A 23,187-nucleotide genomic window follows, 5' to 3' on the forward strand; every position below is an offset into this window, starting at 1 on the left:
AATTGAGAGCGATGATTCTTGTCACCGGCGGAGCAGGTTATATCGGGTCGCATACATGCGTAGAATTGCTGAGCGCAGGCTTCGATGTCACGGTATTCGACAATTTCTGCAACAGCCATCCCGAGGCATTAGCCCGGGTGGAACGCATTGCCGGCAAAAAACTTCGCATTGTGCGAGGCGACAGCCGGGATCGTGCCGCACTGGTTGCGGCATTGCGTGAGAGCAGCGCCAACGCGGTTATCCATTTCGCCGGCCTCAAGGCAGTGGGGGAATCTGTTAAACAGCCGTTGGATTATTACGATAATAACGTCGTCGGTACTCTTCGATTGCTGGAGGCAATGAGTGAGTGCAATGTAAAAACGCTGGTATTCAGTTCTTCTGCCACGGTTTATGGCGACCCCAAGTGGCTTCCGTTAACCGAAGACCATCCTCTTTCTGCCACAAATCCTTACGGGCGCAGTAAGCTGATGGTCGAGGACATTTTACGCGATCTATACCGCAGTGATTCTTCCTGGCGCTGCGGTATCCTGCGTTATTTCAACCCGGTGGGCGCCCATCCTAGCGGCCTGATTGGGGAGGATCCGCAGGGCATCCCCGATAATCTGATGCCTTTCGTAGCCCAGGTAGCGATAGGGCGGCGAGAATTTCTCAATGTTTGGGGCAATGATTATCCAACGCCGGATGGCACTGGCGTACGCGATTACATTCATGTGGTGGATTTGGCGCTAGGGCACCTTAAGGCATTGAAAGTGCTGGAAACTGCTGCGGCCCCGAATTCTCCAGACGTGCAAACGCAGTCGGGATGCCTGACCGTAAATCTCGGGACGGGTGTAGGCTATAGCGTACTGGATATGGTTCGGGCTTTTGAGCAGGCGAGCGGTCGGCCAGTGCCATACAAGATTGGTCCCCGCCGCCCTGGCGACATCGCCTCCTGCTACGCCGATCCCAGATTGGCATTTGATCTGCTGGATTGGAGGGCTGAGCGTGGGTTGGAAGAAATGTGCGCTGACAGTTGGCGCTGGCAGAGCACCAACCCTGAGGGTTTTGGAGCCTGAAGTTGGCGAGATGAAGAAAGGCTCCCGTTTTATTAACCCGGTGGTCAGCAATCAAAGCCGCATACCAGTGGCTTTATCAAGGTCAAGAAATAGATTTTAAACGGATGGGAGTTACCGCCCTTATGGAAGGTTGATGCAGCCATTGATTCCTGTTGTGCTCTCTGGGGGCTCCGGCACGCGCCTCTGGCCGCTCTCACGCGAGAAGTACCCTAAGCAGCTTTTGCCTCTTATTGGGGAAGATTCGCTGTTCCAGTCTACTGTAAGACGCATGGAGGGCCTCGCCGGCGTTGAACTCGGACCGCCGCTGATCGTTTGCAACGAGGAATACCGTTTCGTAATTGCGGAACAACTGCGCCTGATGGAAACCCAAGGCACGATCCTGCTTGAACCTGTCGGACGTAATACCGCGCCCGCCCTGACTCTGGCTGCCCTGGCTGCAATGCGTGGCGGAGACGACCCAGTTCTGCTGGTCATGCCTGCCGATCATTTGATTTTGGATATTGCGAGTTTTCAGGCGGCGGTACGCAAAGGCATGACGCTTGCCAACGAAGGCATGGTAGTGACTTTCGGAATCAAGCCGGACTCACCCGAGACGGGTTACGGCTACATTCAATCTGGTGAGCCTCTCGGAAAGGAGGGAGCCAGCCGGATAGCCCGTTTTGTGGAGAAGCCGTCTCTCGAGACGGCGCAAGCTTATCTTGATGCGAGCTCTTACTTCTGGAATAGTGGTTTATTCATGCTGCGCGCTTCCGTATGGGTTGGGGCTATTGGTTGCTGTCGAGCAGATATCCTGGAGGCATGCCGTGCAGCTTGGGATCAAGGTGCAATTGATGGCGATTTTCTACGCGTCAGTAAAGAAGCATTCATGCGATGTCCGAGCGACTCGATCGATTACGCAGTTATGGAGCGCGTTGCTGCCGGCAATAACTCATTGCCGATAGGTGCGGTGATTCCGCTGTCCGCCGGTTGGTCGGATGTTGGTGCATGGGACTCCTTGTGGCAGGTATTGCCCAAGGATCATCTAGGCAATGTGTCGCAAGGAGATGTGTTGCTGGATGATTGCCATAACCTGCTGGTCATGGCGGAGCACCGTTTGGTAGCATGCGTAGGGGTAGAGGATATGGTGGTGGTAGAGACGGCGGACGCCGTCCTAGTGGCGCATATGAACAAGACACAACATGTCAAGAAAATTGTTGATAGCTTAAAGCGTAAGGGTCGGCCCGAGGGCGAGTTGCATCGCAAAGTATTTCGCCCCTGGGGTTGGTACGATGCTGTCGATGCCGGGGAACGTTTTCAGGTAAAACGCATTGTTGTCAAACCCGGGGCCGCCCTATCGCTGCAGATGCATCATCACCGTGCGGAACACTGGATCGTGGTATGCGGAACGGCACAGGTGACGCGGGGCGATACAAGCTATCTTGTGTCGGAAAATGAATCGACTTTTATTCCGTTAGGCACGCGCCACCGATTGGAAAACCCAGGCTGCGTGCCCCTTGAGATGATCGAGGTCCAATCGGGCTCATATTTGGGCGAAGATGACATCGTGCGGTTTGAGGACGTTTATGGTAGAGGAGAAGGCTGACTCACGCTTTTTATCTAGTCCAAACGGCCTATTGACCGTTCCCCTCCGTAGGGTAAGCTGTCAGCGTCGAGTTTCAAACGTTAATTTTGAACTCGGTGGAGTGTTTTAAGAAACCCATTCTGTTGCGTTTCGTGACCAACTTATATCAACAGAGCGGGTTTATCTGGAACAGATGCCTGAAATACACTTATAGGAGATAAAAAATGAATAAGTTTTCCTTGAAACAGATTGCGGCTGTCGCCGTACTGGCCGGTGCCAGCGTCGGAGCCAACGCCACAACTACCAGTCTTGGGACCATATCCAGTAGCACGCCCACTACCTTCACCGGGGTTATACAAGGAGCCGGGATCGGAATTAATGATATCTTTACCTTCAATTTCGAGCAACCTAACCTGGGTTCTGGATACGATGTCGTCAACATTCCACTAACCTTTTCGAATGGAAATTTCAACACAGCCCTCGCCACAATGACGTTGGTTTCAAATGATAACGGAATTGTAGGGGATTTTGACGATCATATCCTGCAGTCGACCGTGCTTCCTTCGCCGGGAAATAGCAGTGACAACCTAGGTTTGAGATGGGACCAGCCGATCACGGGCCCCGCATATATCAATATCACTGGGGTAACAAATGGCAGCCAGGGCGGTATCTATGCTGGCGCGATAGCAGCGGCAGTAGTTCCGGAACCTGAGACTTATGCCATGCTTCTCGCCGGTCTCGGACTGATGGGTGCGGTTGTCCGCCGCCGGAGCCGCAAAACTTCCTAAGTGAATTCGCGCCGGTTTCGGCTCTTTAAAGATAGTGAGCCCTTTAGGGGTCACTATCTTTACCTTATCTTTCCCCTTCCCCTTCCCCTTCCCCTTTCCACTCCTGACAGGCGTCCCTTACATGATTGCCAAGTGATCAATGAGGTGCCTGCTCTTTGCCGAATCTAAGCTTAAACTAACGGACGGATTGTCGATGGATTGGCAGGACGTCCAGTCGAGATTGCGCATTTGATTTGATCGTTTTTGAGCCTATCCGCCGTGGCTCATTCAACACACTATATAATAACCGTGAGAATTACGAGTAGTTCGCAGTGAGCGTTTGTCGTTCATTGCCATCACTGAACTTTGTCTAGGCATTCATTTTCTTTCGCAGGAACTGAGACGGATTGGGAGACGTTTGATAATCCCCGAAAGTTTCGGCCAATGTTCTGGTAGGCGCGATTGGACTCGAACCAACGACCCCCACCATGTCAAGGTGGTGCTCTAACCAGCTGAGCTACGCGCCTGGAAAACTGAATTTTATATGAAACAGAACAGGGGTTCAAATTATAATAATCGAACTCTGGCAAAATTTTGGCAAAAAGGTTGGCAAGGAGGAGAATTCCTTTCAATGTCGACCATAAAGTCGCTACAGGAACTCATGGGAATCCATGGAAAAAATCCGGTTATCCAAGCTCATGTCTCAACAAGGACTATGTTCTCGCAGGGAAGCGGATAATTACATCGAACGCGGATGGGTATATGTCGATGATGAACCTGTCGTTGAATTGGGTACAAAGATTTATCCCCTGCAGAAAATAAGACTGCATAACATGGCTGCTGCCCAGCAGTCAGGTCAAGTTACAATACTACTGAACAAGCCTGTCGGCTATGTATCGGGGCAACCGGAACCGGGGTATGCGCCAGCGATCAGCCTGGTCAACGAGGGGTCTCGTTCTCAGGGCGACCAAACACCAAAACGCTTCAGTCCGATGCATTTGAAAGGCCTGGCTCCTGCGGGGCGGCTGGATATAGATTCATGCGGCTTGCTGGTGCTCACGCAGGACGGCCGCATCGCCAAGCAGTTGATCGGCGCCGAGTCGGGGATTGAGAAGGAATACCTGGTGCGCATCGAGGGAACCTTGTCGAAATCCGCGTTGGCTCTGCTGAACCATGGCTTGAGCCTGGATGGCCAGGCATTAAAGCGCGCCGAAGTGATCCGGCAAAATCAGGACCAGTTACGCTTTATTTTACGCGAAGGCAAGAAACGTCAAATCCGTAGAATGTGCGAGTTGGTCGGGTTGAAAGTGACCGGGTTAAAGCGTGTGCGCATCGGTCGAGTGAAATTGGGTGAATTGCCGGTAGGAAAATGGCGTTTTTTGCGGCATGGCGAGGAGTTTTGACCCAGCATTTCCGCTAGATGCCACCACGCGGTCACCCTCTTAAATCTGAAGGATAATAATGATTTTAGTAACAGGCGGCGCCGGGTTCATTGGCGCGAATTTTGTCTTGGATTGGCTGGCACAGTCCGATGAGGCGGTAATCAACCTCGACATACTCAGCTACGCGGGTAATCTGGAGAACCTCTCAGCACTGGCAGAAGATGAGCGGCACCTTTTTGTAAAAGGCGACATTGGTGACTCTACCCTCGTTACTGATCTGCTCCAGCGCTACCGACCCCGCGCCATCGTCAATTTTGCCGCGGAAAGCCATGTCGACCGTTCCATCCATGGTCCGGAAGACTTTATACAGACGAATATCGTCGGTACCTTTCGTCTTTTGGAAGCCGGACGCGGTTACTGGAATGGCCTGGATGGAAATGCCAAGCGGGATTTCCGCTTCCTCCAGGTTTCCACCGACGAAGTTTATGGTTCCCTCGCCAAGGACGCACCGGCCTTCAATGAAGCGCACCGTTACGAGCCGAATAGTCCATACTCGGCGAGCAAAGCCGCCAGCGATCATTTGGTGCGCGCCTATCATCATACCTACGGTCTGCCTGTCCTCACCACCAATTGCTCCAACAACTATGGTCCTTATCAGTTCCCGGAAAAACTTATTCCGTTGATCATCGTCAACGCGCTTGCGAATAAACCCTTGCCCGTGTACGGAGACGGCCAGCAAATTCGCGATTGGCTATATGTAAAAGACCATTGCAGTGCCATCCGCCGTGTACTGGAAGCAGGGGTTCCCGGGCAGATTTACAATATAGGCGGCTGGAACGAGAAACCTAATATTGATATCGTCCATACAATCTGTGCATTGCTGGATACGCTACAACCCCGAGCAAACGAGCCCTACCGCAATCTGATCAATTTCGTCACCGATCGTCCCGGCCATGACCGCCGCTATGCAATCGATGCGAGTAAAATCGAACTCGAACTGGGCTGGAAGCCTGTTGAGACTTTTGAAACAGGCATACACAAAGCCGTGCAATGGTACCTGGACAATCCGTCCTGGGTTGCCAATGTTCAGTCCGGTACCTACCGGACCTGGGTTGAGAAGAATTACAACAGGCGCGACTGATGAAAATTTTGCTGTTCGGTAAAAATGGGCAGGTGGGGTGGGAGCTACAGCGCAGCCTCGCACCGTTGGGAGAATTGATAGCGGTCGATTTTGACAGCCGGGATTTCTGCGGCGATTTCACACGTCTCGATGGCATTGCGCAAACTGTTCGAATGGTTTCACCCGATGTGATAGTGAATGCGGCTGCTCATACCGCCGTGGACAAAGCTGAAGACGAGCCGGAGCGAGTTCATGTTATTAACGCCCTTGCTCCCGCTACGCTTGCCAAGGAAGCAGGCAAGCTCGATGCCTGGCTGGTCCATTACTCTACTGATTATGTTTTTGACGGCAGTGGAAGCAAACCGCGGGTGGAAACCGACCCTACCGGACCTTTGAATGTATACGGTCAGACAAAACTGGAAGCCGAAAACGCAATTTTAGAGTCAGGCTGCCACCATTTAATCTTCCGTACCAGTTGGGTTTTTGCCGCGCTGGGCGGTAACTTTGCAAAAACAATGTTGCGTCTGGCGCAGGAGCGTGACGGTCTCACTATTATCGACGACCAGATCGGTGCACCAACCGGCGCCGATCTGTTGGCCGACGTTACTGCCCATGCCCTGCGGGCAGCCGTAAAGCGGCCGAACGTATCCGGTCTTTATCATCTGGTCGCGGCGGGCGAAACCTCCTGGTATGGTTATGCCCGGTTTGTTTTAAACTGCGCTCGCGAAAGTGGGCTCAGGCTCAAGGTGGCGCCCGAAAATATTCTCCCCGTTCCCACCAGTGCATTTCCTTCACCCGCCACACGGCCGAAAAATTCGCGCCTGGATACCGAAAAACTGCAAAGCACCTTCGATCTGAGCTTGCCGTCATGGCAAACGGGTGTAGCGCGCATGCTCACTGAAACCCTTGAGAAGAATCAATGACCCAGCGTAAAGGCATTATCCTCGCCGGCGGATCCGGCACCCGGCTCTACCCCGTCACGAAGGCGGTTTCAAAGCAACTCTTGCCTATTTACGACAAACCGATGATCTATTACCCGTTAAGCACCCTCATGCTGGCGGGTATTCGCGATATCCTCATTATCTCCACGCCGCAAGACACCCCGCGTTTTGAACAGCTTCTGGGTGATGGGAGCGATTGGGGGCTGAACTTGCAATACGCGGTGCAATCCAGCCCGGATGGGTTGGCTCATGCCTTTACCATTGGTAAAGATTTTATCGGGCATAATCCCAGCGCCCTGGTGCTCGGCGATAACATTTTTTATGGACACGATTTGCACCTGCGACTCCAGCGCGCCATGGCAAAGCAGGAAGGAGCGACCATATTCGCCTATCACGTACAAGACCCCGAGCGATACGGCGTGGTTACTTTTGATAGTCATAATCAGGTTTCGTCACTGGAGGAAAAACCAATCCGACCCAAGAGCAACTATGCTGTGACAGGCTTGTATTTCTACGATAATCAGGTTGTCGATATTGCGAGCAGGCTCAAGCCTTCCGCTCGGGGCGAGCTTGAAATCACCGATGTAAACCGAAGCTACCTGGAGCATGGTCAGCTCAGCGTCGAAATCATGGGTCGTGGTTATGCGTGGCTGGACACAGGTACTCACGAAAGCTTGATTGAAGCCAGCAATTTTATCGAAACCATTGAACACCGTCAGGGTCTCAAGGTAGCGTGTCCGGAAGAGATCGCTTATCGTCAAGGTTTTATAGATGCCACACAGCTTGAGAAGTTGGCGAAACCCTTGGCAAAAAATGGCTACGGCCAGTATTTATTGCGGCTATTGAGTGAACGGGTGGTCATGTGAAGGTAATTTCCACCACCATTCCGGACGTGCTGATAATCGAACCGAGAGTCTTTGGTGACAGCCGGGGATTCTTCTTTGAAAGCTTCAATCAGAAAAATTTCAACCAGGCTACCGGGCTTGGCGTAAACTTCGTGCAGGACAATCATAGTCGCTCAACCAAAGGTGTATTGCGCGGCTTGCATTACCAGATCCGCCAGCCCCAAGGCAAGCTGGTGCGTGTGGTACGCGGTGCGGTTTTTGATGTGGCAGTCGATATCCGCAGGTCATCTCCAACCTTTGGTCAATGGGTCGGGGTGGAGTTAACCGAAGACAATTACCGTCAAGTGTGGGTGCCACCCGGCTTTGCCCATGGTTTTTATGTACTAAGCGAAAGTGCCGATTTTTTGTATAAAACGACTGATTACTACATTCCCGACTTTGAGCGCAGCGTTGTCTGGAATGACCCACAAATCGCGATTTCATGGCCAATCGAAGCAGGTGCGCAACCCATTATTTCAGCGAAAGACGCAATTGCGCCAGCACTGGCTGATGCCGAAGTATTTTGATATGTCCCTCAGCCTGCACTCTTATAGCGTCCCAAGGCCGAGGAACCCTTTGGGTTGTGTATCGACATATGGATGATTTCATCAGGTAGTAAATTCTGAAATGCCGGCAACCCTGATTCAATCACAAAACGAACGATTCGATGAGTATCCAGGAATGATAGAAACGACAACTGGCCAGGAATTTCCGTTACGGGAGGCGCACAGTCTCGTCCGCGATCTCATGACCCCTAATCCCTGGATTTACTGGGCCGATTTTCTCTTCCATATCTCGCTGGGTTGGGGCGCTTTTTTGACTGTCCTGTCCCTGCCGCTGTTTTCCGCCTGGCAACTTCCACTTTTTATTGTCGCTACGCTTGCGTTTTATCGTGCAGCTATTTTCATTCACGAACTGGCCCACCTGAAAACGGGAACATTCGGGCTATTCCGCCTGGTGTGGAACGTTACTTGCGGCATACCATTGCTGATTCCCTCTTTTACCTATGATGGCGTTCACAACGATCATCACAAGCGTGACGTCTATGGCACCGACAAGGATGGGGAATACGTCCCTTTCGCCACCTTGAGACCGATGATCATGGTTGGCTATGTAATGCTCTCATTTATTTTGCCGCTCTTTTTTATCATCCGTTTTTTGATTCTTACACCGTTATCGTATTTCATCCCCCCTTTGCGTAAACTGGTCTGGGAACGCGCCTCTTCTCTCACCATCGATATGAATTATAAGCGCGAGGAGAATGCGATTCGCAGCGACAAGAACTGGAAACTCCAGGAGTTTGCCGCTTTCGTATTCATAACAGCGGTCGTTACCTGCATTGCGCTGGGCGTGCTGACCTATCACTTTCTGGTCTTTTGGTATGTCATCGCAATGTTCATCTTTTTTATAAATTCCTTGCGTACGCTAAGCGCACATGCTTATCGCAATCCTGGTGATCAACCCATGGAATTCCACGAGCAATATCTCGACTCGATAAATGTTCCAGGCAACCTGTTCATTACCGCTCTATGGGCTCCGGTTGGCTTGCGCTATCATGCGACCCACCATCTTTTCATGAGCTTGCCCTACCACAATTTGGGCGAGGCGCAACGACGTTTGGTAAATGGGTTGAGCGATAACACAGTTTATCTGAAGACGATACGAACCAGCATGTGGGACGCGTTGCAGCGTATATGGGGTGAAGCGTCTACCTATACCTATAGACGGCAAGCTGACGCGGCCAATTCTGATACGACCTTTGAGGATACCGTACGCAGACAAAGAAATGCCTGATAAAGAACAACTGGGCTGCTGTTGCGCCACCGACAAAAAAATCTGAAACTCCAATAAACACGTCAGGCAATGGGCGTTATCATGCCTAAACGTACAAGGCCGACAGGAAGCGAGCCACTAAAAAACGAATGCATCAGCTCGAAGCAAGCTGACCATTCCCGTGCCCGGCAGATTTGCGAAAGCGGCGGCGTATCAAGTAATAGTTCCCCTGACCCGGTAACAATCTTCGCCCTCTTGTTTATTCTTGCCGAGGCCGTGTCATGTTTGTTGCGTTTTCGATCCCTGCCTCCAGGCAATCCGCGAAGCACTTACGGCCCGGGCTGGCGCGTTGCTCAGGCTGTTCCTCCTGAAATTGATTTGCTGCTGGGTTTTCCCACGTTTTTTCTCTGAGTCACCACCTGTCGGCATGATATGCTGAAATAGGTCATGTGGAAATTGCACTTTAGTACAATGTTATTCAAGGAGATACTGCCGGATGATAGGGAGTTGGAGTACGGTACGGCAGGTCGCTTTGCCGATATGAATGATAAACGGAGTGGGAGATAACTGATGAGCCTGGTGGCTGTAGTTGGATTGGGGTATGTAGGGTTACCCCTGGCAGTTGAATTTGGAAAAAAGCGGCGAACCATAGGATATGATCTTTCCAGCAGCAAAGTCGACAGTTACAAGCGCGGCATCGATCCGACCGGCGAAGTTTCCTTTGAAAATCTGCAAGCGGCATGTCACCTGTCTGTTACCACCGATTCGGCTGAGCTGTCCGAGGCTGATTATATTGTTGTCGCAGTTCCCACCCCGGTAGACCTTGCTCATCAGCCGGATTTTTCGTCGCTCATCGGCGCCAGCGGGGTCGTCGGAAAACATATGAAGCGGGGGGCCGTCGTTATTTACGAATCTACGGTTTACCCAGGCGCAACAGAAGAAATCTGCGTTCCGGTTCTCGAAAAGCATTCTGGTATGAAATGGAAGGATGAATTTCACGTCGGTTTCTCTCCCGAACGTATTAACCCTGGTGATAAGCAGCATACGCTTACCAGCATCTTGAAGGTTGTGTCGGGAGACGACCGGGATACGTTGGAGAAAATAGCCGTGCTTTACGAAAGCATCATTACCGCTGGCGTATACCGTGCATCCAGTATCAAGGTGGCTGAAGCCGCTAAAGTAATCGAGAACACGCAGCGTGACTTGAATATCGCATTGATGAACGAGCTAGCCATCATTTTCGATAAGCTGGGAATCGACACCATGGAGGTTCTTCAGGCTGCCGGCACGAAATGGAACTTTCTTCCTTTTCGCCCCGGCCTGGTTGGAGGGCATTGTATTGGTGTTGATCCATATTACCTTACCCACAAGGCTGAAATGATCGGCTACATACCGCAGGTTATTCTGGCTGGCCGCCGTATCAACGACAGTATGGCCAAATTCGTTGCCGAGCAGACAATAAAACACATCATCAAGGCTGACATTAATGTCAAGGGCGCCCGAGTGAATGTGCTGGGCTTGTCCTTCAAAGAGAACTGTCCCGATCTCAGAAACTCTAAAACTGCCGACTTGATCAGCGAACTCAAGTCCTATGGCATAGAAATTCACATCCATGATCCTGTGGCCGATCCCGAAGAAGCTCGCCATGAATATGGCCTGGAGCTTGAGTCGTGGGAAAATCTTCCATGCGCTGATGCACTCATTGTTGCCGTCTCGCATCGGCAATTTATAAACAGACCCTTGACCGATTCCCAATCCAAAATTACCGATAAAGGTTGCTTTATCGATGTTAAATCCCAGTTTGACCCAGCAGCCCTGCGTGATGCTGGTTTCAACGTCTGGCGGCTTTGAAAAAAGGCCTGGTAATGACGAGATATCAACACGTGCTTCAGCATTTGGAAAATCACCAGTCACATTGGCTCGTAACCGGCGTTGCCGGCTTCATCGGGTCTAATTTACTGGAAGCCTTGCTCAAGCGGAACCAGAAGGTGACCGGTTTGGATAATTTCTCGACTGGCTACCGCCACAATCTGGAGCAGGTAAGAGAATTGGTCGGGGAAAACGCTTGGCTCAATTTCACTTTTATCGAAGGTGATATCCGCCAGCTGGAAACATGCAGGAATGCGTGCAAGAAGGTGGATTATATATTACATGAAGCGGCTCTTGGATCAGTGCCGCGTTCCATTCAAGACCCCATCCATACAAACGAGAGCAACATTTCGGGTTTCCTGAATATGTTGGTAGCCTCCCGTGATGCCCGTGTGAAGCGCTTCATTTACGCAGCTTCCAGCTCCACTTATGGCGACCATCCGGCACTGCCCAAGGTCGAATCCGTGATTGGCCGGCCCCTCTCGCCCTATGCCGTTACCAAATATGTTAACGAGCTCTACGCCGATGTATTCGCCCGCTGCTATGGAATGGACTCCATCGGTTTGCGCTATTTTAATGTTTTCGGTCCCAGGCAGGACCCAAACGGCGCTTATGCAGCAGTAATTCCTCAATGGATTGCCGCACTCATCCGCAACCAGGCGTTGTACATCAATGGAGATGGCGAAACCAGCCGAGATTTCTGTTTTATCGAGAATGTCATTCAGGCCAATCTTCTTGCAGCACTGACTGAAAATGCGCAAGCCGTCAACCAGATTTACAATGTAGCGATCAGTGACCGCACAAGCTTGAATCAGCTCTACGAGATGATGCGCGCGCTACTGTCAGAGGAATTTCCCCGCCTGCGGGACCATAAACCCGCATATGCTGATTTTCGCGAAGGGGACGTGCGGCATTCTCAGGCGGACATTTCGAAAGCTGGCAAAATGTTGGGCTTTGAGCCGACCCACCGGATTGATGAAGGGCTCAGGCAAGCCTTGGGATGGTATATCGCGCATCTTGCATCCGAGAAAGAGAAAATCGATGCATCGGCCTAGTGTTTTGTTCCGCTGATTCGTTCACAAAGTTCTATTTAGCCTGACGAGGATCGAATCGGCAGTAGCGGTCCAGGTGATTGGTTTGCGGTTCTGATTGTAGTGCGCGACGAAGTGATTGATCTTTTGAAACCCGGTTCCTTGACCGGAGTGAAGGAGCCGCGATGGATGGCCTTGCCGGTGATGATCGAGAAAAAGCGTTCGACTTGATTCAATCAGGAACTGCAGGTGGGCATGAAATGCATGTGCCAGCGTGGACCGGCCCAGCCACGCCTTGACTTTGGGATGGCTGCTGTAGTTATCCACGATGCAATGCACATCAAGTTCGGCGGGAACCGCCTTGTCGATTGAGCGCAAGAACGCGAGGAACTCCTGGTGTCGATGGCCCGGCTTACATCGGCCCGCACCGCGCCGTCGAGTACATCCAGTGCGGCAAACAGGGTAGTTGTGCCGTGACGGACATAGTCGCCGGGTGACACCTTCGTCATAACCTAGGCCCATGGGCGGCATTGGCTGAGTGCGTTCCCAGCGCCTAGCACTGGCTCTTCTCATCCACGCACAGCACCAAAGCGTTCTAGGGGGTGTTCAGGTAAAGACCCACTACGCGCACAGCTTCTCAATGAAGACCGCGCTGGCCTTGGCCAAGGTTTTTCCCTGGACTTATTCACTTTTTTTAGACTAAGACTAATCGTTCCATTTGCCCGCTTCCATCAACTGATTCTTTAGGCCTGGCAGCGGGAAACCCAGTTCATACGCTTTCTTTGCATAGATATTTGCCTGTTCGTAATCTTTTTTCTTCATATAGAGCAAGCCAAGATTGTAGTTGATGGTGGGATTTTCGGGATCAAGGTCAACAGCAATCTGAAATTGTTCGGTAGCCTTATCAATTTGCCCGGCTTTTAACAAATAATTACCGTATACCATACGGACAATGCCATCATTTGGCTTGTACCGGATGGCACGTTCGAAAAAGCATTCCACTGAATATTTTGAGCCAGCGGGTTTTAAAGTCTTATCTCTTAGCGAAAGCTTACCGAATGCGGCGAGTGCACGGTGATGGTTAGGGAATATCATCAGCGTATAGCTCAGTTCTCCTCCGAGGGAACCGGAATTTCCATGGCGCAGGCTTTCAACGTTAGGAGTAAAGTGATGCTTCTCAACAGTCGCTAAAAACGACCTCTGTGTATTATCTCTATAGTCATAGGCATTATCTAATTCTCCACAATAAGAAGCTGCCTGGAGATTGGTGGAGATAATTGAAATCAGCAATATGACAACGCTGGATATGATTTTCACGACACTCCCTGCTATTAAGTACATCTTGACTTACCCCAATTACACGTTGAACAGAGCGACAACAATCCGGATATCTTCATTTCATGCGAAAGTGTTCAGCTTGCTACTGCGATCAGGCCACTAGCACCTGCCTTAACCCAACCGCCTGAAGTTCATGGGGTTGATAATTCTCAAGCACATTAGGTCAAGATCGTGATGTTGCCGTGCCATATCACCATGTGTAAAGCCATTCCTTTGTCCAATCCGCCACCTGATCGCGCCACTCACGTCGCGAAAAAGTATGGTTGGCCTCCGGCAAATTTCGATGCGTGACGTGTGGAGGGGCCAGCAGTTGCTGCCACTCACGCGAACCTTTAACCAGCTCCAGAAACTCCTGGGCAGTGAGGTCATTACCACTTGTTATCAGTAATATCTTTCCTTTATAACGGCTGAGCGCATTCAGCATCCGTTCTGGCAAATCAGCGAAATCACAGGATCCATCACCAGTCGTATCCCTTCCAGCTGCAATTTTTCGTCCCGGCAGGACTTTCTCAACAGTCTTCGCAAGAGATTGAGCTGCGTTGGCGTAATTAAAACGCCCGTTCCATACTTTGCTCCAGAATTCGGGGTCGAGAAGACGGGTGAGATAGTAATGTTTTAGATAAGCTTTTGCGGCGCCCTGATCCGTTCTTACCCAGGGATTCAGTAATACCAGGCCAGTTATGCGCGGATCACGGTGTGCATGGAAAAGCGCAGCTGAGGCAGCATCGCATAACCCCCAAATTACTAAATTACTGAGCGCCGGCGCTTCTTCAAAGAAACGTTCTATTGCACAGTGGAGATCATCTTCCAGATCTTCAAAAGTTCTTGGGGCGCCTTCGCTATCTCCCATTCCCCGATAATCGAAACGGAGAACGGGTATACCAAGAGAGGCAAGGTGACGAGCAAGCAACGTGAACTGGCGATGGCTTCCCACCCGATATTGCGGTCCGCCCACAACGATCAGCACACCTCTCGAAGCGGTTCGCTCAGGCAGACTCAAAATTCCGTACATCCATGAGCCATTGCATCGAAGGGTGAGCGCGCGTTCCTCGAAATTCATCGGACTTGTTCAGAAAAAATATCAGCTGTCGCCAACACGAGTTCAGGGCATTCCGAGATTTCCTGTGTCGCCCAAAACGATAAGCAAGGCACAAGATGCAAACGCAGATCAACGCCATTCTGCTTCCATGCGGTTATAGCCTTCGCTCCGGCCGCTGCCATGGAACGGCCCGGTTCAGCCACAATCTCGAACCAGTGAACGGGACACCGGGTTACGAATAGCTCAGCCGCTCGCAAAATATCAATAGCGGCAGCCATTTCCGGTGAGAGTTCGTAACCGGCTACTTCAAGCGAATTCCCAGCCCTCAAAGAATTGCGCATCGCATTCGTTCCTGTATTTTTTTCTACACCGGCATCGGCCAAAAGAATTTCATTGGCGAGCCGAAGGCGCAAAAACCGGGTCAGGAAAGATTCTCCGCTTATTACAGGCTGCCAAAGAATAATCTTATGAATTGGGTTTTCGGAACTCCTGGCAAAGTCAAGTGCAAGCAGTGCACCCAAGCGCAAGCCCCAGAGGCTGATCGGAGCGGCAACCCTATCCTCCAGCCAACTCCACGCAGTAACCAGGTCCCGCTTCCAGATATTCCAGCGTGCATCCCCGAATTCACCGTCGCTATCACCGCAGCCGAAGAGATCTATTTGCAATACGCCGAACCCCACGGCGGCAAAAGCCCTTGCCTGCATCGCAGCCATGCGGCGCGATTTATTCATTTCCTCACCGAAGGGGTGAACATAAATCAGTGCACCACGGCATTCCCAACCGGGAGGAGGGGGGTAGTAAAGACAAAAACGCTCGCCCGGTTCCGCTTTTAAAAAAAAAGGCATGGCAGGCGCGTCATCCAAGGATGAGTTCATTCAGTCAATTTTTGCTCAACAAAGCGTGTCAGTGTTCCAACGGTTTCAAAGGTGCTTGCGGTGATCTCATCATCATCAACAGTGATATCAAAATGCTCTTCCATGGCGGTAATCAGGTTAACGACCGCCATGGAGTCCAATTCCGGAATGCTGCCGAGCAAGGAGGAATCTTCTTTGAGGGAATTCTTTCTTGCTCCAAGGCTCAGGACGTCGGACAGAATATTCTTTACTTCTTCCAGATGCTGCATGTTTACTCCATAATTGATTTATCTTTTTGAGCAGGACTGCGCCTCAAGCCCCTGAGTATCGAGGCGAAACTCAGGGAATGAATCGGGGTGGGACGACAAATGAAAATAGGGCGATATAGAGGAGAGCGTAATTTGCCACCGCCCTGCGCAAAAAAAAAGTGCACTGCCCAGGGATAATGTTCCAAAATGTGCATGGGCATCCAGCGAGCTGGAATTGAACGCGGAAATACGGCTACACGACCATAAGATATTATTTTCAGTCAAGATGCGGTTGGCCTGTTCCCATAGACGCGGAAAAGCCAATCCCAGCCGTAGATCCGGCGCCACATACACATCGAAATCCCAAGCGGCCCGCTCTGCCGGTAGCGGTGTGTAACGGGCACGCACTTCATCTTCTTGATAACTTCCCAGTAACAGCCACAAAAAGCCAATAAAGCGTTGCTCTCTTAACGCGACCAGGCATTTGGCTCCTTGCTGGAACCTGGTTTGAATCGCCTTGGCAGGTCGGGGAAATTCCTGGATGATTTCGTCCTGTTCTTGAATCAGCCGAATTTCTATTTTCCTGCCCCTTCCCGGTGGAAGTAAAGCTGTCTTTGCGACTGGCTGGGCGATTAAATAATACCTGTATAGACGAACTTTTCCTCTCGATATCGTCCCAAAAAACTTGTTGAGTACGAAGAGTCCGACATTGAACCAACCCCAGTGCTGTAACATCTGATGAAATTCTTTTTTCCGCCCTGCTATTGAGGTCATCACGCAAAACCGTTGAGTAGCCAAGATATCAGATACCGGTGGCAATGAAAAATTACGACATAATAAGGCCGTTCTGGCGACCTGAAAATTTTATAAGCAATCTGGAATAAAGCGCCAGCGTCTTCAATCCAGCTCTTTTATCTTATCCGCGGACTTTGGTAACTTCCGCTGCTGCAGCCTCTAGCTCGGAAGGGCGGTTTTCTGATACTGAAATCGTCATGATTCCGGTAGAAAATCAATTCGATTCTGCTCCCTACGGCGTTATTTTGTTACTCTTCGTAAAAACGCGTCAATAGTACTATAAGTCATGGAAGGTTAATTCTAAAAGTAGAAATCGCTTTACTTTTCAATGTATTTTCTTGTACGCTAAAAAAAATTGCACTTCAGAGTTGAATCTGCTTACAAAAAAAACGGGGAGCCAACATGAGCATACATGCAGGAAACAATCTTCGGGTGGCAAATTTTGCATTTTCCGCTCTCCTAGTCACCAGTTCACCGCCATTCTTCATAGGATTCGTACATGCTCATCACTGCTGGCCGCGACGCCTGAGGGCGGTTGGGTCAAGGCAAGCAACAACCTCTTTTCTGATACTTGACCGGTAGGCGGATGCGGTACCGAATAGCTGGCCTGGCGCTATTGTTAATAGCTGAAGTTCTTTCGCCCGGGATTCAAGCGTGAATAAATGATGCTTTAGGGTGGCGGTCACGCGAATTACTTGGGTAATGAGATGTATGTATGGACGTATGGGATGATGCTACACGCAACTGGGAGCGCGGCTCTCTGCCAAGCGGAATAGACTCTCATGGGTTTGTCGTCGACAGCGCGGCGCCACAATCTGCGCATACGTACGACAAGCCGGTCGTGGGGGTTGTTCCGGAACCGGAAATTTATGCGCTTTTGCTGGTGGGGCTTGGCCTGATTGGATAGCTTGCTCGCAGGCGTCAACAAATACCGAAGCGCCAACAAAGCTGGCGCTCTCCTCAGTCGCAGTCAGAAGTACTTGACACGACTTTCCGAAATGCCCGTGCTTTGCTCCCCGCGTGAAAGGCAATTTGAAATTTGCGACCATTACCGACAGGCTTTCCTTTCCCTCTTGATCGAGGGAGCTACGTGGAATCGCCTCTTATCGAAGGAGATAATTCCGTCCTGCTGATATATCATTCTGATCAATACTGGTCTCATGCGCCATGCTCGGTCTATCCTGCAACGGAATTCCGCAAATATGCCGTAGATGAGCAAGAATGATCGTCGTCAGCTACATCGGGATCACTCCAACAAATAGTTCTCAGGTGCAATGCTGAAATAGGAAGAGGTGCGTTTTTCTTTTGTAATCCATCATGTGCGCGGGATAGACGGAGTAAAGATGAGGTATAGATGAATCTCGCAATAGTAGTTCCATGTTTTAACGAGGAAGAAGTGCTTGGAACCACGATCGACCACCTCCGGGAACTGCTGAATCAGCTTATAGCCGAAGGACTTGTTGATCCCGAGAGTACGATAACCTTTATAGACGACGGTTCGAAGGACAAAACGTGGAGCATGATCGAAACTGTCGCAAGATGTGATAGTTCGATGCACGGCATCAAGCTGTCGAGAAATCGCGGGCATCAGAACGCTTTGATCGCCGGGCTCATGACCGTCAGGGGGGACGCGATAATTAGTGTTGACGCAGATCTTCAGGATGATTTATCCGCAATCAGGGATATGGTGCTCAAATATCGGGAAGGCGCCGAGATCGTCTATGGTATCAGGGTGGATCGCAGAACGGATGCGCGATTCAAAAGAATGAGCGCCGAAGGATACTATCGGGTGCTGCGGCTGCTGGGTGTTGATATCGTATTTAACCATGCGGATTATCGCCTGATGGGCTATCACGCGATAGAGGCGTTGAAGCAGTATGGCGAAGCCAATGTATTCTTGCGCGGAATTATTCCCCAGCTTGGTTTCAAAACCGAAAATGTATATTACAGGCGCGCCGAGCGTTTTGCCGGTGAATCAAAATATCCTTTAAAAAAGATGCTTGCCTTGGCATGGGACGGCCTGACTTCATTCTCATCGCTTCCTTTGCGATGGATTACACTACTGGGATTCACCGTATCCATGTTCAGTTTCGCCATCGGGAGTTGGGCGTTGATAGCGCGCATTTTCTTCGATGGAAGCGTGCCCGGATGGGCGTCCACCGTGATTCCCATGTATTTTCTAGGTGGGATCCAGCTTTTGAGCCTGGGGATTATAGGAGAGTACATTGCGAAAATTTACACCGAGACGAAACGCAGGCCCCGGTACATCATTGAGAAAATGATTTAGCGGCACGACCAACCGATCAGGTAACTAAAATGGACCGCGCAGAGTTTGATAAATTTGCCGAAGAATACAAGTCGCTTCATGGCGAAAATATCGCCGCTTCGGGCGAAAAACCGGAGTACTTCGCCGAGTACAAAATGAAGGACCTGAAAGCAATTGTTGAGGCGGCCAAGGATGTCGAGATGGATGGGTCCTTCCTGGATTTTGGAGCGGGAGTAGGTGCTTCAGTGCCTTTCTTCCGCAAGTATTTTCCTTCTGCACACCTTACTTGCCTGGACGTTTCAGAAGCCAGTCTTGAAATTGCGGCTGCGAATTTCGGCAACATGGCGGAATATATCGCTTTTGACGGGAAGGCGCTTCCGTTCGAAGATAACAGTTTTGATGCCGCTTACGCCTGTTGTGTTTTCCATCATATTTCCCCCGAGGAACATGTTTATTTATTGCGGGAACTGCGGCGCGTTCTGAAGCGGAACGGGATCGTCATGATTTATGAGCACAATCCCTTCAATCCGCTTACCGTTCGCGCGGTCAATTCCTGTCCCTTTGACGAAAATGCTGTGTTAATCAAGGCGGGCGCCATGTACAGCAATTTCAGGTCAGCGGGTTTTTCGTCTGCGTCGGTGAGTTACCGGGTTTTTTTTCCCAGATTGCTCAGCTTTATCCGGAGCATCGAGGCGTCGCTGAGGTGGCTGCCGCTTGGCGCCCAATATTATGTCACCGCCGCAAAAGGTGACTAGCCTCTTCCATTACGTCGCGTTTTTCGCCAACGGCAAGTGGAGAACACAGGTGCTTGCAAGCTTACTGCAACCATTGCGTTTTATTCTGGTGGGGGTTGCCAATACGTTACTCGGTCTATCGGTTATTTTTGCTGCGAAGGGCCTTGCAGGACTTGATGACTTCGCCTCTAATCTGCTCGGATACGGTTTTGGATTGCTGCTGAGTTTCTTTTTCAACAGGAAATGGACATTTCGCCACAATGGCGGCATTTATCCTACTGCTGCGCGTTTCCTGCTGGCCTTTCTGCTTGCCTATATCGTAAATCTGATGACTCTTTACGGGTTGCGGGATGGTGCCGGAATAAATTCATATTTCGCACAGACCATTGGCATAGTGCCTTATACCGTCGTCTTTTATCTTGGTTGCCGATATTATGTCTTCACGCAAAAGCGTGGGTGAGTCAGGCTTTGCAACGCTCTGGTCGCGGTCGGATAAACGCGCTCGCAAGCTTGCCAACGGAGTGGATTCTGGAAAACCCCGGCACGTTTATCGGCATGATGCCCAAGAAATTCTTCCGCTTCTGGGGCATGGATGGGGAAGGAGAGTGGGGTTATCAAGCCGGTACTACCTGGTATGGCCAGCATGCCAAATGGTTTCGGTCGGTGCGCGTAATCAATCAGATTTACTATTTTCTCCTGTTGGGCGGCTTCGCGGTCGCGATCTGGAAACTCCTGCGTACCCCGGCAAAGCCAGCAATGTATTACGGTTTGGTGATCGCAATCTACTTCACTCTATAAGTCTCGTTTTTTCCGGGCAGTCGCGTTATCACTTTCCTGTCATGCCATTTGTTATCGCGTATGTTGCCTGGATTAGAAATGAAATGTTGAATTCAAAGAAACGGGTTGCTGCACTTGCTGCACTCCCGGGTGCATGATGGATACGTGAGGAAATATGGCTAATTCGGGGTGTGATAGTGCAAAACTATCGGAAGTTCAGGCGCAATGGGGCCGCGTTTCGCGACGAAGTCCACTCGTTCACCGTAGGTTGATTTGCTTTTTTCGAGGCGTAATCTCCAGGAAAACCCGAGGATCCTTTACCCTGCGGCAGGATGGCGGTAGATGACAAAACAATCCCAGACTGCCGAAATACTGCCCGAGATTACCGTCGTCTCTACCATGTATCGATCGCGGCCGTTCCTTGAACGGTTTCTCGCCGAGTGCCTGCAAGCTTTATCCGATATAAAATGTGATCACTTTGAGATATTGCTCGTCAATGATGGGTCTCCGGACGACTCATTAGCCTATGCGCTGGAACGCAGAGCTGACATTTCCCAATTGGCGATAATCGATCTTTCACGCAACTTTGGCCATCATTATGCGATACAAGCCGGGTTGCAGCATGCGCGAGGAGAACTGGTTTTCCTCATCGATTGCGACCTGGAAGTATCGCCTTTAATATTAGCCGAGTTTCGCCATAAGCTTCGCGAATCGGGCTGCGACGTTGTTTTCGGTTACCAGGAAGCGCGCAAGGGCGGACGATTCGAGCAGCTAAGCGGAGGCCTGTTCTGGAAGGGATTCAATTTGCTCAGCGAGATAAAGATTCCCGAAAACATCGTTACCGAAAGAATCATGTCGCGCCGCTATGTCGAAGCGCTGCTGCAAATGGGCGACCGCAATCTGTTTCTTGGGGGCATGATGAGTTGGACCGGGTTCCAGCAGCTCGGGCTGCCCGTTTTTAAAAAACAGCGCGCGGGTGGCAGCACTTATACGCTCACGCGGCGCATTGGCTTGATGGTTAACGCAGTGAGTTCGTTTTCCGTTCAGCCTCTGGTTTGGCTGTTCAACTCGGGGATAATCATTACCCTGCTAAGTTTCTCCTTCGCGTTCTACCTGATCTTTCGGAAATTATTCTTTGACGACGCCCTGCTGGGTTTCACCTCGCTAATGATAGTCATGACACTTAGTCTTGGTATTTTGACCACGGCGACGGGCGTGGTCGGTATATATCTGGGAAAAGTATTTACTCAGGTGCAGAATCGACCGACCTATATTGTCAGGGATATTTACCGCTGAACCATTTCGTTTATATCATTCAGTATTTAATCCGATTCTTTTCGTTTCGAAATGCAATGAGCCAGCAAGAAAAAGACCGTTACTACACAAGACAAGAACTTGAGGGAATGAGATTCAGAAAATTGGGCCACGATGTACTTATAAGCCGTACTTCACGTATTTACATTCCGGAGTATATCTCGATAGACAATTTTTCTATCGTAGACGATTTCTGTATTCTCTCCGGAAATGTGGAGATCGGTAAAAATGTTCACGTTGCCCATGGCTGCCGCGTTATTGCCGGCCGCGATGGCATCGTTATGGCAGATTTTTCGGGATTGGCATTCGGCGTAACCATATTTGCCCAGTCGGACGATTATGGTGGAAATGCGTTAACAAATCCGACCGTACCCATCGAATTTCGTAAAATCCTGAGAGCGCGAATTGAAATAGGTCGTCATGCAATTGTCGGTGCAGGAAGCGTTATTGTGCCCGGTGTAATACTTGGGGAGGGGTCAGCAATCGGTTCATGTAGCATGGTCACCAAGTCAACTGATCCATGGACGGTGTATTTCGGAACGCCGGCCAAAAAAATAAAAAATAGAAGCCAGAATCTCCTGGAGCTGGAAAAAAGATATTTGGCAGAACGATCATCAGCAACAGAGAGTAAATGAGAGGTTTTCTTTGAAGATCGGGAGTAGATACTCGTGCGCAAGTTTCTCATGGGCCGCTTTGCATCCTTCATGCCAGAAGCTGGATCCACTGCTTCGGTCCTTCTCTACCGGCTGCTCATTCAGGTTCCTTGGTAGAGCGGACTCTGGTTGGGGCTGGTGCGCTGGTTATCGCGAGCACCAAGGAGAATACCGCTCATCTCGCCGTAGCCAGCCCCGAAGCAGGTGTCCCAAGCCAACGGCTGCAATCACTACTCTGACTACTCTAGCCGAATAATTTATGCATACGAGCTGCAAGAAGGTTGCCATACTTCAATCGAACTATATCCCCTGGAAGGGCTATTTCGACCTCATCCATGACGTTGATCTTTTCATCTTTTATGACGACGTCCAATATACGCACTCCGACTGGCGCCACCGGAACAAATTGATGACCCGGGGCGGGCCACGATGGCTTACCATTCCAGCAGGGCACGATTTGAAGCGCCTGATATGCGAGGTTGAAATTCCCGATCAAAGCTGGAAGCAGCAACACCGCAGCATAATTGAGCAGAATTACCGGCATGCGCCTTTCATCAAGGAATCACAATCGTTGCTGGATTTTCTATATGTGAATTCGATAACAAATCTCTCTGATTACAATCAGAGTGCCATAAAACATCTCTCCAATATTTTAGGAATTCATACACAGTTTACCGACAGCCGGCTTCTGGCGAATTGCGCCGAATTAAATGTAACCGAAAGGTATTCTGAGAAATAACGTTGCGCCATATTGAAGGTTACCGAAAAGGAGACCTTGATATGGTA

At 50.5% G+C, this 23,187-nt stretch carries 25 protein-coding genes, 1 tRNA gene and 1 pseudogene; 20 read left to right on the forward strand and 7 right to left on the reverse strand.

The features are described from left to right. Positions 1-11: 11 nt before the first annotated feature. The 3 genes from galE to BLS94_RS11510 all read left to right on the forward strand — a co-directional run bounded on the left by galE (position 12) and on the right by BLS94_RS11510 (position 3,404). Positions 12-1,055 carry a UDP-glucose 4-epimerase GalE gene (gene galE / locus BLS94_RS11500; RefSeq protein ID WP_090961143.1) on the forward strand — a complete coding sequence of 348 codons (1,044 nt, stop codon included), beginning with the start codon at positions 12-14 and terminating at the stop codon, positions 1,053-1,055. A 133-nt stretch (positions 1,056-1,188) separates the two neighbouring features. After that, positions 1,189-2,637: a mannose-1-phosphate guanylyltransferase/mannose-6-phosphate isomerase gene (locus tag BLS94_RS11505; protein ID WP_090961146.1), complete on the forward strand. Its 1,449-nt coding sequence runs from the start codon at positions 1,189-1,191 to the stop codon at positions 2,635-2,637. Positions 2,638-2,840: 203 nt separating this feature from the next. Beyond that, on the forward strand, positions 2,841-3,404 hold the full coding sequence (locus BLS94_RS11510) for an FxDxF family PEP-CTERM protein (protein ID WP_090961149.1): 564 nt from the start codon (positions 2,841-2,843) through the stop codon (positions 3,402-3,404). Between the two features lie 429 nt (positions 3,405-3,833). Here BLS94_RS11510 and BLS94_RS11515 read toward each other — a convergent pair. Beyond that, positions 3,834-3,910 (reverse strand) — tRNA-Val (locus BLS94_RS11515). A gap of 144 nt (positions 3,911-4,054) precedes the next feature. Between BLS94_RS11515 and BLS94_RS11520 the strand changes: the two genes are divergently transcribed. The 9 genes from BLS94_RS11520 (at position 4,055) to BLS94_RS11560 (ending at position 12,407) form a co-directional block, all read left to right on the forward strand. Then, a complete protein-coding gene (locus BLS94_RS11520) occupies positions 4,055-4,786 on the forward strand; it encodes a pseudouridine synthase (RefSeq protein WP_090961152.1) in 732 nt (243 codons plus the stop codon). A gap of 58 nt (positions 4,787-4,844) precedes the next feature. Further along, positions 4,845-5,906 carry a dTDP-glucose 4,6-dehydratase gene (gene rfbB / locus BLS94_RS11525; protein ID WP_218124796.1) on the forward strand — a complete coding sequence of 354 codons (1,062 nt, stop codon included), beginning with the start codon at positions 4,845-4,847 and terminating at the stop codon, positions 5,904-5,906. Continuing rightward, on the forward strand, positions 5,906-6,808 hold the full coding sequence (gene rfbD, locus BLS94_RS11530) for a dTDP-4-dehydrorhamnose reductase (RefSeq protein ID WP_090961154.1): 903 nt from the start codon (positions 5,906-5,908) through the stop codon (positions 6,806-6,808). Before rfbB ends, rfbD begins: the two co-directional genes overlap by 1 nt. Beyond that, positions 6,805-7,692: a glucose-1-phosphate thymidylyltransferase RfbA gene (rfbA, locus tag BLS94_RS11535; RefSeq protein ID WP_072768285.1), complete on the forward strand. Its 888-nt coding sequence runs from the start codon at positions 6,805-6,807 to the stop codon at positions 7,690-7,692. The genes rfbD and rfbA overlap by 4 nt, the downstream gene beginning before the upstream one ends. Then, positions 7,689-8,237, forward strand: coding sequence for a dTDP-4-dehydrorhamnose 3,5-epimerase (rfbC, locus tag BLS94_RS11540; protein WP_072768284.1), 549 nt, complete (start codon positions 7,689-7,691; stop codon positions 8,235-8,237). The genes rfbA and rfbC overlap by 4 nt, the downstream gene beginning before the upstream one ends. A gap of 154 nt (positions 8,238-8,391) precedes the next feature. Then, a complete protein-coding gene (locus BLS94_RS11545; RefSeq protein ID WP_090961189.1) occupies positions 8,392-9,504 on the forward strand; it encodes a fatty acid desaturase family protein in 1,113 nt (370 codons plus the stop codon). 81 nt (positions 9,505-9,585) lie between these two features. Continuing rightward, on the forward strand, positions 9,586-9,894 hold the full coding sequence (locus tag BLS94_RS11550; RefSeq protein ID WP_143021688.1) for a hypothetical protein: 309 nt from the start codon (positions 9,586-9,588) through the stop codon (positions 9,892-9,894). Between the two features lie 159 nt (positions 9,895-10,053). Further along, complete coding sequence (locus BLS94_RS11555) at positions 10,054-11,334, forward strand: nucleotide sugar dehydrogenase (protein WP_090961157.1); 1,281 nt, start codon at positions 10,054-10,056, stop codon at positions 11,332-11,334. Positions 11,335-11,348: 14 nt separating this feature from the next. Further along, complete coding sequence (locus BLS94_RS11560) at positions 11,349-12,407, forward strand: SDR family oxidoreductase (RefSeq protein ID WP_090961161.1); 1,059 nt, start codon at positions 11,349-11,351, stop codon at positions 12,405-12,407. Here the strand turns inward: BLS94_RS11560 and BLS94_RS11565 are convergent. The 6 genes and pseudogenes from BLS94_RS11565 to BLS94_RS11590 all read right to left on the reverse strand — a co-directional run. After that, positions 12,404-13,034: pseudogene (locus tag BLS94_RS11565) on the reverse strand (IS630 family transposase); the annotation flags it as partial. The gene BLS94_RS11560 and the pseudogene BLS94_RS11565 overlap by 4 nt on opposite strands. A 54-nt stretch (positions 13,035-13,088) precedes the next feature. Then, a complete protein-coding gene (locus BLS94_RS11570) occupies positions 13,089-13,700 on the reverse strand; it encodes a tetratricopeptide repeat protein (RefSeq protein WP_090961164.1) in 612 nt (203 codons plus the stop codon). Between the two features lie 211 nt (positions 13,701-13,911). After that, a complete protein-coding gene (locus BLS94_RS11575; protein ID WP_090961167.1) occupies positions 13,912-14,781 on the reverse strand; it encodes a hydrolase 1, exosortase A system-associated in 870 nt (289 codons plus the stop codon). Continuing rightward, positions 14,778-15,635: a hydrolase 2, exosortase A system-associated gene (locus BLS94_RS11580; protein WP_072768277.1), complete on the reverse strand. Its 858-nt coding sequence runs from the start codon at positions 15,633-15,635 to the stop codon at positions 14,778-14,780. The genes BLS94_RS11575 and BLS94_RS11580 overlap by 4 nt, the downstream gene beginning before the upstream one ends. Further along, entirely contained in the window at positions 15,632-15,883 is a 252-nt protein-coding gene (locus tag BLS94_RS11585; protein ID WP_072768276.1) for an acyl carrier protein, read from the reverse strand. Before BLS94_RS11585 ends, BLS94_RS11580 begins: the two co-directional genes overlap by 4 nt. A gap of 18 nt (positions 15,884-15,901) precedes the next feature. Then, positions 15,902-16,636, reverse strand: a complete 735-nt coding sequence (locus BLS94_RS11590; RefSeq protein WP_143021689.1) for a GNAT family N-acetyltransferase — start codon at positions 16,634-16,636, stop codon at positions 15,902-15,904. 736 nt (positions 16,637-17,372) lie between these two features. Between BLS94_RS11590 and BLS94_RS15325 the strand changes: the two genes are divergently transcribed. The 8 genes from BLS94_RS15325 to BLS94_RS11635 all read left to right on the forward strand — a co-directional run bounded on the left by BLS94_RS15325 (position 17,373) and on the right by BLS94_RS11635 (position 23,140). Further along, entirely contained in the window at positions 17,373-17,564 is a 192-nt protein-coding gene (locus BLS94_RS15325; RefSeq protein ID WP_090961173.1) for a PEP-CTERM sorting domain-containing protein, read from the forward strand. A gap of 447 nt (positions 17,565-18,011) precedes the next feature. Then, positions 18,012-18,944, forward strand: coding sequence for a glycosyltransferase family 2 protein (locus BLS94_RS11600; RefSeq protein ID WP_090961176.1), 933 nt, complete (start codon positions 18,012-18,014; stop codon positions 18,942-18,944). Positions 18,945-18,973: 29 nt separating this feature from the next. Next, a complete protein-coding gene (locus BLS94_RS11605) occupies positions 18,974-19,678 on the forward strand; it encodes a class I SAM-dependent methyltransferase (protein WP_072768272.1) in 705 nt (234 codons plus the stop codon). Then, the gene (locus BLS94_RS11610) at positions 19,653-20,117 is read left to right on the forward strand and encodes a GtrA family protein (RefSeq protein WP_083569994.1); all 465 of its coding nucleotides are present in this window, start codon (positions 19,653-19,655) and stop codon (positions 20,115-20,117) included. Before BLS94_RS11605 ends, BLS94_RS11610 begins: the two co-directional genes overlap by 26 nt. Before the next feature lie 50 nt (positions 20,118-20,167). Continuing rightward, positions 20,168-20,455, forward strand: coding sequence for a hypothetical protein (locus BLS94_RS11615; protein WP_143021690.1), 288 nt, complete (start codon positions 20,168-20,170; stop codon positions 20,453-20,455). A 321-nt stretch (positions 20,456-20,776) separates the two neighbouring features. Beyond that, complete coding sequence (locus BLS94_RS11620; protein ID WP_256325405.1) at positions 20,777-21,730, forward strand: glycosyltransferase family 2 protein; 954 nt, start codon at positions 20,777-20,779, stop codon at positions 21,728-21,730. Positions 21,731-21,786: 56 nt separating this feature from the next. Then, positions 21,787-22,383: an acyltransferase gene (locus BLS94_RS11625; protein ID WP_090961183.1), complete on the forward strand. Its 597-nt coding sequence runs from the start codon at positions 21,787-21,789 to the stop codon at positions 22,381-22,383. Positions 22,384-22,660: 277 nt separating this feature from the next. Next, complete coding sequence (locus tag BLS94_RS11635; RefSeq protein ID WP_090961186.1) at positions 22,661-23,140, forward strand: WbqC family protein; 480 nt, start codon at positions 22,661-22,663, stop codon at positions 23,138-23,140. Positions 23,141-23,187 lie beyond the last annotated feature (47 nt).

Source organism: Nitrosospira sp. Nsp18 (genome assembly GCF_900103145.1).
Taxonomy (GTDB): domain Bacteria; phylum Pseudomonadota; class Gammaproteobacteria; order Burkholderiales; family Nitrosomonadaceae; genus Nitrosospira.

Bases quoted from the DNA above. Each gene is read 5' to 3' on its own strand.
- BLS94_RS11560 (WP_090961161.1), top strand. From the start codon at position 11,349: ATGACGAGATATCAACACGTGCTTCAGCATTTGGAAAATCACCAGTCA.
- BLS94_RS11545 (WP_090961189.1), top strand. From the start codon at position 8,392: ATGATAGAAACGACAACTGGCCAGGAATTTCCGTTACGGGAGGCGCAC.
- galE (WP_090961143.1), top strand. From the start codon at position 12: ATGATTCTTGTCACCGGCGGAGCAGGTTATATCGGGTCGCATACATGC.
- BLS94_RS11520 (WP_090961152.1), top strand. From the start codon at position 4,055: ATGGAAAAAATCCGGTTATCCAAGCTCATGTCTCAACAAGGACTATGT.
- BLS94_RS11610 (WP_083569994.1), top strand. From the start codon at position 19,653: ATGTCACCGCCGCAAAAGGTGACTAGCCTCTTCCATTACGTCGCGTTT.
- BLS94_RS11510 (WP_090961149.1), top strand. From the start codon at position 2,841: ATGAATAAGTTTTCCTTGAAACAGATTGCGGCTGTCGCCGTACTGGCC.
- BLS94_RS11625 (WP_090961183.1), top strand. From the start codon at position 21,787: ATGAGCCAGCAAGAAAAAGACCGTTACTACACAAGACAAGAACTTGAG.
- BLS94_RS11620 (WP_256325405.1), top strand. From the start codon at position 20,777: ATGACAAAACAATCCCAGACTGCCGAAATACTGCCCGAGATTACCGTC.
- BLS94_RS11590 (WP_143021689.1), bottom strand. From the start codon at position 16,636: ATGACCTCAATAGCAGGGCGGAAAAAAGAATTTCATCAGATGTTACAG.
- rfbD (WP_090961154.1), top strand. From the start codon at position 5,906: ATGAAAATTTTGCTGTTCGGTAAAAATGGGCAGGTGGGGTGGGAGCTA.
- BLS94_RS15325 (WP_090961173.1), top strand. From the start codon at position 17,373: ATGGACGTATGGGATGATGCTACACGCAACTGGGAGCGCGGCTCTCTG.
- BLS94_RS11635 (WP_090961186.1), top strand. From the start codon at position 22,661: ATGCATACGAGCTGCAAGAAGGTTGCCATACTTCAATCGAACTATATC.
- BLS94_RS11555 (WP_090961157.1), top strand. From the start codon at position 10,054: ATGAGCCTGGTGGCTGTAGTTGGATTGGGGTATGTAGGGTTACCCCTG.
- BLS94_RS11550 (WP_143021688.1), top strand. From the start codon at position 9,586: ATGCCTAAACGTACAAGGCCGACAGGAAGCGAGCCACTAAAAAACGAA.
- BLS94_RS11585 (WP_072768276.1), bottom strand. From the start codon at position 15,883: ATGCAGCATCTGGAAGAAGTAAAGAATATTCTGTCCGACGTCCTGAGC.
- rfbA (WP_072768285.1), top strand. From the start codon at position 6,805: ATGACCCAGCGTAAAGGCATTATCCTCGCCGGCGGATCCGGCACCCGG.
- BLS94_RS11505 (WP_090961146.1), top strand. From the start codon at position 1,189: ATGCAGCCATTGATTCCTGTTGTGCTCTCTGGGGGCTCCGGCACGCGC.
- rfbB (WP_218124796.1), top strand. From the start codon at position 4,845: ATGATTTTAGTAACAGGCGGCGCCGGGTTCATTGGCGCGAATTTTGTC.
- BLS94_RS11575 (WP_090961167.1), bottom strand. From the start codon at position 14,781: ATGAATTTCGAGGAACGCGCGCTCACCCTTCGATGCAATGGCTCATGG.
- BLS94_RS11605 (WP_072768272.1), top strand. From the start codon at position 18,974: ATGGACCGCGCAGAGTTTGATAAATTTGCCGAAGAATACAAGTCGCTT.
- BLS94_RS11600 (WP_090961176.1), top strand. From the start codon at position 18,012: ATGAATCTCGCAATAGTAGTTCCATGTTTTAACGAGGAAGAAGTGCTT.
- BLS94_RS11580 (WP_072768277.1), bottom strand. From the start codon at position 15,635: ATGAACTCATCCTTGGATGACGCGCCTGCCATGCCTTTTTTTTTAAAA.